Annotated in this window: 8 protein-coding genes; 4 read left to right on the top strand and 4 right to left on the bottom strand. The window is 37.6% G+C overall.

All coding sequences use genetic code 11. The annotated features are described in order from the left end of the window. Positions 1–31 precede the first annotated feature (31 nt). Complete coding sequence (locus ACOVO2_RS00080; protein WP_421768013.1) at positions 32–673, bottom strand: WbqC family protein; 642 nt, start codon at positions 671–673, stop codon at positions 32–34. A gap of 113 nt (positions 674–786) precedes the next feature. On the opposite strand from ACOVO2_RS00080, the gene ACOVO2_RS00075 reads away from it, so the two are divergent. After that, a complete protein-coding gene (locus tag ACOVO2_RS00075; RefSeq protein WP_421768012.1) occupies positions 787–4,086 on the top strand; it encodes an OmpA family protein in 3,300 nt (1,099 codons plus the stop codon). 30 nt (positions 4,087–4,116) lie between these two features. On the opposite strand, the gene ACOVO2_RS00070 is transcribed toward ACOVO2_RS00075, so the two are convergent. Genes ACOVO2_RS00070 through truA form a run of 3 tightly spaced genes read right to left on the bottom strand, consistent with a single transcriptional unit; the run spans position 4,117 to position 6,284 of the window. Continuing rightward, a complete protein-coding gene (locus ACOVO2_RS00070; RefSeq protein WP_421768011.1) occupies positions 4,117–5,073 on the bottom strand; it encodes an L-threonylcarbamoyladenylate synthase in 957 nt (318 codons plus the stop codon). Continuing rightward, positions 5,073–5,546: a GNAT family N-acetyltransferase gene (locus ACOVO2_RS00065; RefSeq protein WP_421768010.1), complete on the bottom strand. Its 474-nt coding sequence runs from the start codon at positions 5,544–5,546 to the stop codon at positions 5,073–5,075. Before ACOVO2_RS00065 ends, ACOVO2_RS00070 begins: the two co-directional genes overlap by 1 nt. A 3-nt stretch (positions 5,547–5,549) precedes the next feature. Beyond that, positions 5,550–6,284, bottom strand: a complete 735-nt coding sequence (gene truA / locus ACOVO2_RS00060) for a tRNA pseudouridine(38-40) synthase TruA (protein WP_421768009.1) — start codon at positions 6,282–6,284, stop codon at positions 5,550–5,552. 385 nt (positions 6,285–6,669) lie between these two features. Here truA and ACOVO2_RS00055 point away from each other — a divergent pair, with 385 nt between their 5' ends. From ACOVO2_RS00055 to ACOVO2_RS00045, 3 genes are all read left to right on the top strand, one after another. Continuing rightward, entirely contained in the window at positions 6,670–7,452 is a 783-nt protein-coding gene (locus ACOVO2_RS00055; protein WP_188766075.1) for a ParA family protein, read from the top strand. Positions 7,453–7,536: 84 nt separating this feature from the next. Beyond that, positions 7,537–8,472 (top strand): ParB/RepB/Spo0J family partition protein, encoded by a 936-nt coding sequence (locus ACOVO2_RS00050; protein WP_188766076.1) that lies wholly within the window; start codon positions 7,537–7,539, stop codon positions 8,470–8,472. 82 nt (positions 8,473–8,554) lie between these two features. After that, on the top strand, positions 8,555–8,856 hold a 302-nt coding region (locus ACOVO2_RS00045; protein ID WP_421768008.1), incomplete at its 3' end, for a DUF5683 domain-containing protein.

Below are 8,856 nucleotides of genomic sequence, written 5' to 3'. Positions count from 1 at the left end.
TGCAATATAACGGATTATTAATAAAGTGTGTTCAAATCGATATAGATTTTTTTAAAATTTCTGTTGCTTGATTTCCACGACAAAATAATAAATCAATTATGGAGAGATTAGGCACAAATTCATTGCCAAAATTTTGCTGATATGGGCTTGGCAGATAAAATTGACTACTATCTGATGTTTTTTTAGGATTTATCAGATTTCTGGCATCAAAAACAGTCGAATTGACTTCTTTTTCGTAAACCTCTGTCTGACGAATTGTCTTATTCACCCTTAGAAGTTTCAGACACATTGTCAGTATTTCAAAGTTCAAATCCCATAAATATATATGTTTTTTATCATAAATATTTCTGAAATAATCTGAATAAAACTCATAAAAAGGCGATTTTCCGTAGGCAGCACTGATGGTTCGCCAATGATTTACATCCCAACGTTGGCTGTAATCAATCTTTACATCCCTTATCAATACTTTTTTATTCCCATCAATTACTGGTACTACCAGCATTTCAGTTTTATTAGCTCCAAGAATGTAGCAACGATTTCGGTAAGATTGTTTGACGAAGTTTTCATTCGACTCAATTATAACTTCGGAGAATGATTGGATGCAATTGAAAAATTCAAGATTGGGTAAATATTGCAATTCAATCAAAACTGACTGTGTATCAAGTGTTTTCATTCAGCAAAAAAACATATTTTCAAAAAAATATACAATTCATTTTAGCAAAACCGTTAAAATGTATAGATTTTTTCTGAAATTTGTAATCAAACGCATACACTTTCCCAAAAAGCATGACAAGGATTATTACTTACTTATACTTACTGCTTGCCTCCATTAACTTTCCTATTTTGGATAGCGATGTTTCTGCTGATACAAGAAATACTACAAACAAATTTATTGATATCCCGCTTAATCTCTCAGCAAAAGATAAACGAAATAACATACAGCTACAACCAAAATTTACGGTTGTGTCTGTAAATGATGGAAAAGTGATTCCACTAAAAGAAGTTGATGGAAGGTTTACGGTCATGGTTAAAAGTGGCGAATCTTACAAAATAACGGCTCAACTCGATGGCTACCACACGAAAGAGAAAATTCAGAATATTGCTCCTGACCAAGACAAGGAAGGGTTCAACGTTGTGCTGGATATGGAGCCTCAACCTTCGGCTGCTTTGATTTTAAAGGCGATTGACGATGCCACAGGAGATTATGTAGAAGCAACTTTTACCGTAACAGCAGGTGATAAAACTTATACTGGAAAAACAGGTAAGGGTGTGCCGTATTACAGAATGATTATCACTAAAGCGGATTTATACACGGTTGAAGTAACCTCTAACAGTCATAAGCCCAAACGAGAAAGCTTTGCCTTAGAAGTTGGCGACCCAGCTCGCTCGTATAATAAAGAAATAAGACTCGAAAAGCCAGTGAATGGAGTCAAAATTCTGATTGTTGGCGATGATACAAAAAAAGTTCTGAAAGGTGTAAGCCTAAAAATTACGAATACCACAGACAACGTACTTTTCTTCGATAATCTTTTGCCAGAAGGTGAAGCAGTTGTTGAATTTGACCCTGCCAAGAAATATTCGGCTGCAATCGAACAGTCAGGTTACACGCCTCTAAAAATTGATTTAAAAGCAACTAATCAGAAGGAATACACTATTACGATGCCCTCTGAAAGTTTCTTTTCATTTGGAGCGTATGATAAACTATCGGGCAAACGCCTTCCCGCAACCTTTAAGATTTCTTACAAAGATAAGGTTCAGGAAATTCAAGGTACTACCGATGCTGATATAAAATTCAAACCAACCGAGGGCGGAATCTATACGGTTGAGGTAAGCCACCCAAACTATACCACTAAAAAAGAGCCTTTTAATTTAGAAAATCTAAGTGCTGGTAAATTGAGCCACAAAATCATGCTCGAAAGCACAGTAGATGAATACATCATATTGGTTTCAGATGGTGAAGACAAGCAATTAATCCAAGGGGCTGATGTAAAGGTTTTTGATGATTTGAAACAGCCGATTCCTGTGAAACTGAATGCAAAAACGGGCGAATTCAAAATAGTTTTAGAAAAAAACAAAGATTATTTTTTACAAGTAGAAGCGAATGGCTACATGAAACAAACTGGCACACTTCAGCGTAGCACCAGTAAGTTGATTGGCATAAACATGCAAAAAGTCTTCCAAACAATTTTTTATTCAGCGATTGATGGTATAACCAAGAAACCAATTGAAGCCAAATATAAATTGATGCGTGCTGCACAAGAGCCACTTATCGGAACCTCTGACGCCACCAAACAATATAAAATTGACCTTTACCCACAGAAAAACTACACACTGGAAGTATCGGCTGATGGCTACAAAACTTTAACCGAAACCCCAGCGTTTTCAGCAACTAACAAAGAAGGGACTAAAACTGTAGAGCTTCAAAAAGATGCTTACACTTTTACGTTTAAAGTGGTGGATGCTCAGAAAAAACAAGCAGTGAATGCTGCCAAACTTTCTATCACAAACTTGAAAGATAGCCAGCCCGTTGGAACAACCAACGATAAAAACGCGTTCACGGTAAATCTCCCAATTGCGGGAAGTTATTCTATAACAGTTGATGCGGAAGGCTATGAAAAATCTACGCAAAATATTGATGCAAAAGCATTGGCCGCCAATAGCCAGTTTGAACAAGAAATACCTCTCTTCAAAAATGCTTTCGATAAAATAAAATTAATGGTACAAGATGAAGACAAAGGCGGAAATATTGCCAATGCCAATCTTAGAGTTTTCAATGCTAATAATGAGCCGATAGCAATAGTTGCCAACCCATTATCGGCCGAATGGCTTGCTGAACTCAAAAATGATGAATCATACAGCGTAGAGATAAAAGCAGATGGTTATGTACCATACAGAGGAACACTGCCTAAAAGTCCAGCCAATAAAACTGTCAAGCTAAAAATCAAAAAAGTACCAACCGAAGAGATTATCATAGCCCCCATTGATGCTTTAACGAAAAAAGGTATTGTTTCGGAATTTAAAATCACGACCGGTGGTGAAGTTGTTAATGGTACACTCATGCAAGGCGGTACACGAATGAAAGCAACTTTAACACAAGATAAAGGCTACGAGGTTGAGCTAAACGCCAACGGTTATAAATTATTTAAGGATGCGGTAAATATTTCTTCGGCTATCAATGGCGTGATAACAATAGCATTAAAAAAAGATGCTTATGGGTTTAATTTTAAGGCTTTGGACGCTAAAAATAAACAACCGATTCCGAACGTAAAACTGAAATTGACCGATGATGCTAATCAGGCTGTGACAGCAAAATTTGCAATCGAGTCGCAAGATTTTCAAGCAAATCTACTACCTGATAAAAAATATAACATGGAGGTTGAAGCTCCGGGTTATGAAGTTTATGCCGAAACTGTTGATGTAACTTCCCTTGCCTCCACTTCTGACTTCAAGCGTGACATTTTTATGATAAAGAAAGAAGTTGAAAAGAAACCAGAACCAAAACCAGAACCTAAAAAAGAAGAACCAAAGCCAGTTGAGAAAAAGCCAGAACCTGTAAAAGTTCCAGAAAGACAAGTTGAGGCTTTGGCAACAACACCAGAAAAACCAATCGAAAAAAAGCCTGAGCCTGCTCCTAAGAAAGTTGAGAAAAAAGAAGAAAAGGTTTATGTAGACAACGCCACAGTTATAACCGATGAGGATTTCAATGTTAAAGTTGAAATTTTTGAAAACCTCGGTGTTGGAAAAAGATTTAGATTGAGCAATCTGTATTTTGAGCAAAGTAGTTCACAAATCAAGCCGCAGTCGTTTCCTCAGCTTGATAAGTTGGTAAATACGATGAAGCTCAACCCTAAAGTTAAACTCGAGATTGTTGGCTACACCGATAACAATGGAGACCCTCGCCTAAACTTGGCTTTATCGCACTTTAGAGCAACGGTTGTATCAAACTATTTATTCAATAAGGGTGTGGCTGCTAATAGAATCAAAGCCATCGGGAAAGGACAAGAAGAACCTATCGCACCAAATGATACAGAAGAAAATCGGACTAAAAATAGAAGAGTAGAATTTGTTGTTATTGAAAACAAATAATTTTATCAAGGCTTTCAACGACCCACGAACTTATTCTTGGGTCGTTGCTCTTTTTATACGGTCGTTGATTGCACGGCCCAAGCCTTTTTCGGGAAGTAAATCAGTATAAATTTTATCAAAGCCACGGGCATCAAGCAAACGCATATAAGCAAATAAATGCTTTGCGGCTTCGCTCAAATCTCCGCCGGGAGAGAGTAAAAGTTGGTTTTCCTGTGGAATTGATGTATGAAATTTATCAAAACCTAAATAAGCAATTTTTGATATATTTTCATCAATCAGTAACGAATCATCAGTAAACAATAACCGAGTCCGTGGTGCATAATGACTTTTGAGCATTCCCGGAGCTTTCGGGTTCGACGACGAATGCTCTTCAATCCTCACCTTTCCTACAATCGCTTCAATTTCTTCAATGGCTAGTCCTCCTTTGCGAAGCACTACTATTTCATCATCAAAAAAACCAATTATCGAAGATTCAATTCCAACCGTACATTCACCTCCATCCAAAATATACTTAATTTTATCGCCAAGCTGATTATCAACGTGTTGTGCCGAAGTTGGCGAAATATATCCAAACGGATTGGCACTCGGTGCGGCTAATGGAAAATCTAAATTTTCGAGTAATTGTAAGGCCAACGGATGATTGGGAATTCTAACCGCAACCGTTTCAAGGCCAGAAGTGACCAAATCAGAAATAACATCTTTTTTGGGCAAAAGCAGTGTAAGTGGACCAGGCATAAAATGTTTGGCCAGTAATTGAGCTTTCTCGGGAATTTCACTCACAAATTCATGCACACGCTCAATGCTTGAAGTATGCACAATGAGCGGGTCGAAAGTTGGTCTATTTTTAACCGTGAAAATCTTGGTTATGGCCTCAGTATTATAAGCATTACCCGCTAAACCATAGACGGTTTCGGTCGGCATTCCAATCACCTCACCCGACTTTAGTATCTCAATTGCTTCTTTTATATCTTTTCCTATCACTGCCATCAAACTAATTCCTTTTCAAAATAAACAATATCGGGTTCTGGATTAAAATTATATGCTTGTGTTTCGCTAAAACCCATCGCAGCATAAAGATAATTGGCCGACTGTAAGCGTTTTAAAGTATCTAATTTCATTGTTTGGTAGCCTTTGATTTTGGCTTCTTCCATCAATCTATTTGCCAACATTTTACCGAGTCCAAGACCTTGAAATTCGGGTTTGACGAACAAACGTTTCATTTCACAAACGCCTTCTTCAAGTTTCCAAAGTGCAATACAGCCAGCTGGTTGGTCATTTACTTTTGCCAAGAAAATCGCACCTTCAGGCTCGGCATATTTGGCAGGGAGTTTGGCCAACTCATTCTCAAAGTCTTGAAAATCAAGATTTACTTGCAAAAATTCAATATACTCTCTGAATAGTTGCTTGACATCCTCCAAGTCCTGATAGCTGCTTATTTTATTTATCTCAATCTTTATCATTTCCTAAAAATTGTATCCTACCTCCATCAAAGTCAATCCTTCGGGTGGCACTGCCCTACCCGCTTTGTTTCTATCCTTAGAAAGTATGATTTGCTCAAAATCTTCTATACTCAGTTTTCCCAAACCTACATCAAGCATCGTTCCTACGATTGCCCTCACCATTCCTCGCAAAAACCTATCCGCCTTTATATGAAACAACAAAAACGAATCTTGTTGTTCCCAGTATGCAAACTCAATCTTGCAATTGAAGGTCTGAACATCGGTTTTTACTTTACTAAAACACTGATAATCAATATATTTTTGCATTATTTCACCAGCGGCATTCATTGACGCTATGTCAAGCTTTGGTTTATAAAAATAAGCCAATTCATGCCAAAATGGGTTTTTCTCTTGCAAAATTCGGTAAAGATAACGCCTATGTGTTGCATCGAATCTTGAATGAAAATCATCAGCCACCAATTTGATTTGTTTGATAGCGATACCTCTTGGTAAAATCCCGTTCATGCCATTGACCAGCCTTCCTATATCAGTAATAGCTTCATCAACATCAAAATGGGCATATTGTTGGGCAGCATGTACGCCCGTATCGGTTCTACTACTACCCGTAATATCTACTTTTCTTTTAAGGATTGTCGAAAGACCTTTTTCGATACATTCTTGCACACTAATGGCATCGGGTTGAATCTGCCAGCCATGAAAATCAGTGCCTTTGTATGAGCATTCTATTAAATATCGCATTTACAAAGATAATTATGATTTATGAATTACGATTGACGAATCTCGATTAAAATGTCATTTCGCCATAATTCAAACTCATTTTACTCCTTCAAAACTTCACTCAAGCAGTTTATTGTTATTTTTTATTGAAAAATATTACGCACATTTTTCTTCAGAAAATCAAAAAATTACCAAACAAAAACACAAACTATAAGCAGCTAATTATCAGATATTTACACGAATAAATCCTTGATTGTCAATTCTTAATTCTTAGTTCAAAGAGCTTTTTCTTATCAACAATCTTATCCACATCGTGGAACATTTTACCCACAGCGTGGAACATTTAATTGTTTATTAACATTAAAAGTTAGATATTTGAGGCAGTAATTTTCTCTAACCACAAGAAATGGGAAAAATAATAGCAATTGCCAATCAAAAAGGTGGTGTAGGCAAAACCACAACCACAATTAACCTTGCAGCCAGTTTGGCTGCTCTCGAATTCCGTACGCTCATTATTGATGCCGACCCGCAAGCAAATGCTACATCGGGCTTAGGGTTTAACCCCAAAGAAGTCGAAAACAGTATTTATGAATGTATGGTCGATGATATCCGTCCGCGTGATATTATCATCGAAACCGATTTCCCAAACCTCGATTTACTGCCATCGCACATCGACTTAGTTGGTGCCGAAATTGAGATGATTAATCTTCCTAAACGTGAAGAAAAAATGAAAGAATCGCTCATGGATGTAAAAGACATGTACGATTTTATCATCATTGACTGTTCGCCATCGCTGGGTTTAATCGTTATCAATAGTCTTACGGCCGCCGACTCGGTTATCGTACCCGTACAATGCGAATACTTTGCCCTAGAAGGACTCGGAAAGTTATTGAATACCATCAAGATTATTCAACAACGCCTCAACCCAGCCCTCACGATTGAAGGTATTTTATTGACGATGTACGATTTGAGAGTTCGCCTTTCTAACCAAGTAGTGCATGAAGTAACGACTCACTTTAGAAATATGGTGTTTCAGACACTCATTCCTCGAAACATCCGTCTTTCGGAGTCGCCGAGTTATGGTGTTCCTGCTTTAGCACAAGATGCCGATAGCAAAGGTGCAATTAGTTACTTGAACCTTGCTCGTGAGATTTTGGTAAAAAACGGTAAACTCGGACAGGATAACTAAGAAAATTCTATTCACAAACGACAAAACAACAATGAAGATAGGTTTTGAAATAGCAAAACATTTTCTTCATTAACAATAGTATATATGGAGCCTAAGGTAGCAAACACAAAGAAGAGCATGACTGGACTCGGAAGAGGTCTGGGAGCATTGCTGTCTGATTCGGGTTCGGAGAAGGGTTCGGAAAAAAGTTTTGAAACCCCTGTACCACGCCGAATGGAAGCCATGAGTTCGATGCACGAAATCATGATTGAGTCGGTAGAAACAAATCCATTTCAACCACGTACACACTTCGACCAAGAAGCTTTACAAGAATTGGCCGAGTCAATTAAGGTTTTAGGTATCATTCAGCCAATTACAGTTAAAGAAGCAAGCCCAGGAAAATATACGCTTATCTCAGGAGAGCGTCGTTTACAAGCTTCAAAACTGGCGGGATTCACGAAAATACCTGCGTATATCCGCACGGCCAACGACCAACAAATGCTCGAAATGGCCCTCATCGAAAACATTCAACGTGAAAACCTGAATGCCATCGAGATTGCCCTCAGTTATCACCGTTTGTTGAGCGAGTTTCAATTGAAACAAGAAGAGTTGGGAGATAGAGTTGGAAAAAACCGTACGACCGTAAATAATTATTTGAGACTATTGAAACTGCCCGACGTGATTCAGGCTGCGGTAAGAGATAGCGAGATTTCGATGGGTCATGCACGTGCATTGATTAATATTGATAATCACGAAACACAGATAAAACTTTTCAATAAGATTGTTCAAGAAAACTGGTCGGTAAGAAAAGTTGAAGACGAAGTAAGAAGATTGACGTTGATTATTCCTGAAGAAGGAAAAGTGACTCGTCAGGTAACTATAAAACAAGAGATTTCATCTTTACAATTTAGATTACAAGGCTATTTCGGAACGAAAGTTTTGGTTAAAGCTGATGATAAACACAAAGGTGAAATAAAGATTCCGTTTACTTCAAAAGAAGAACTCGACAGAATCCTTAATGCAATTAAAGTTAACGAGTAATTCGTTAAGGAATGTTAAATACTTGGTTTTCTAACACTTACCTAAACCCGTAGGCGTTATTAAACCAAAAATTTAAAACATAATGATAAGGATTTTAATCGTCTTATGCTTGATTTCGAGTACAGCCTTCGCCCAAAAGCTTGATACTGCCAAAGTTTTAAGCACAACAAAAGCTGTAATTGATACAACAAAGAAGAAAAGTTTTTTGAAAAATATTGTCAAAAGCGACTCTTCAAACAAAAGAAGTATTCCTCGAACTGTGCTCTTACGCTCGTTAGTACTTCCAGGTTGGGGACAAGCCACCAATAAACAATATTGGGTAATTCCGATTGTTTATGGAGCAGCGGCGGGTGGAATTTACGCGATTTGGTGGAATAACGACAA

Origin of the sequence: Emticicia sp., from assembly GCF_049241225.1 — a bacterium.
In the GTDB taxonomy this organism is placed as follows: domain Bacteria; phylum Bacteroidota; class Bacteroidia; order Cytophagales; family Spirosomataceae; genus Emticicia.
The sequence above is the reverse complement of the archived record's forward strand: the minus strand, read 5'-3'. Positions and strand labels throughout refer to the sequence as shown.

Excerpts from the sequence above, each read along its gene's own strand:
- ACOVO2_RS00080 (WP_421768013.1), bottom strand. The coding sequence starts at position 673 with ATGAAAACACTTGATACACAGTCAGTTTTGATTGAATTGCAATATTTA.
- ACOVO2_RS00075 (WP_421768012.1), top strand. The coding sequence starts at position 787 with ATGACAAGGATTATTACTTACTTATACTTACTGCTTGCCTCCATTAAC.
- ACOVO2_RS00070 (WP_421768011.1), bottom strand. The coding sequence starts at position 5,073 with ATGGCAGTGATAGGAAAAGATATAAAAGAAGCAATTGAGATACTAAAG.
- ACOVO2_RS00065 (WP_421768010.1), bottom strand. The coding sequence starts at position 5,546 with ATGATAAAGATTGAGATAAATAAAATAAGCAGCTATCAGGACTTGGAG.
- truA (WP_421768009.1), bottom strand. The coding sequence starts at position 6,284 with ATGCGATATTTAATAGAATGCTCATACAAAGGCACTGATTTTCATGGC.
- ACOVO2_RS00055 (WP_188766075.1), top strand. The coding sequence starts at position 6,670 with ATGGGAAAAATAATAGCAATTGCCAATCAAAAAGGTGGTGTAGGCAAA.
- ACOVO2_RS00050 (WP_188766076.1), top strand. The coding sequence starts at position 7,537 with ATGGAGCCTAAGGTAGCAAACACAAAGAAGAGCATGACTGGACTCGGA.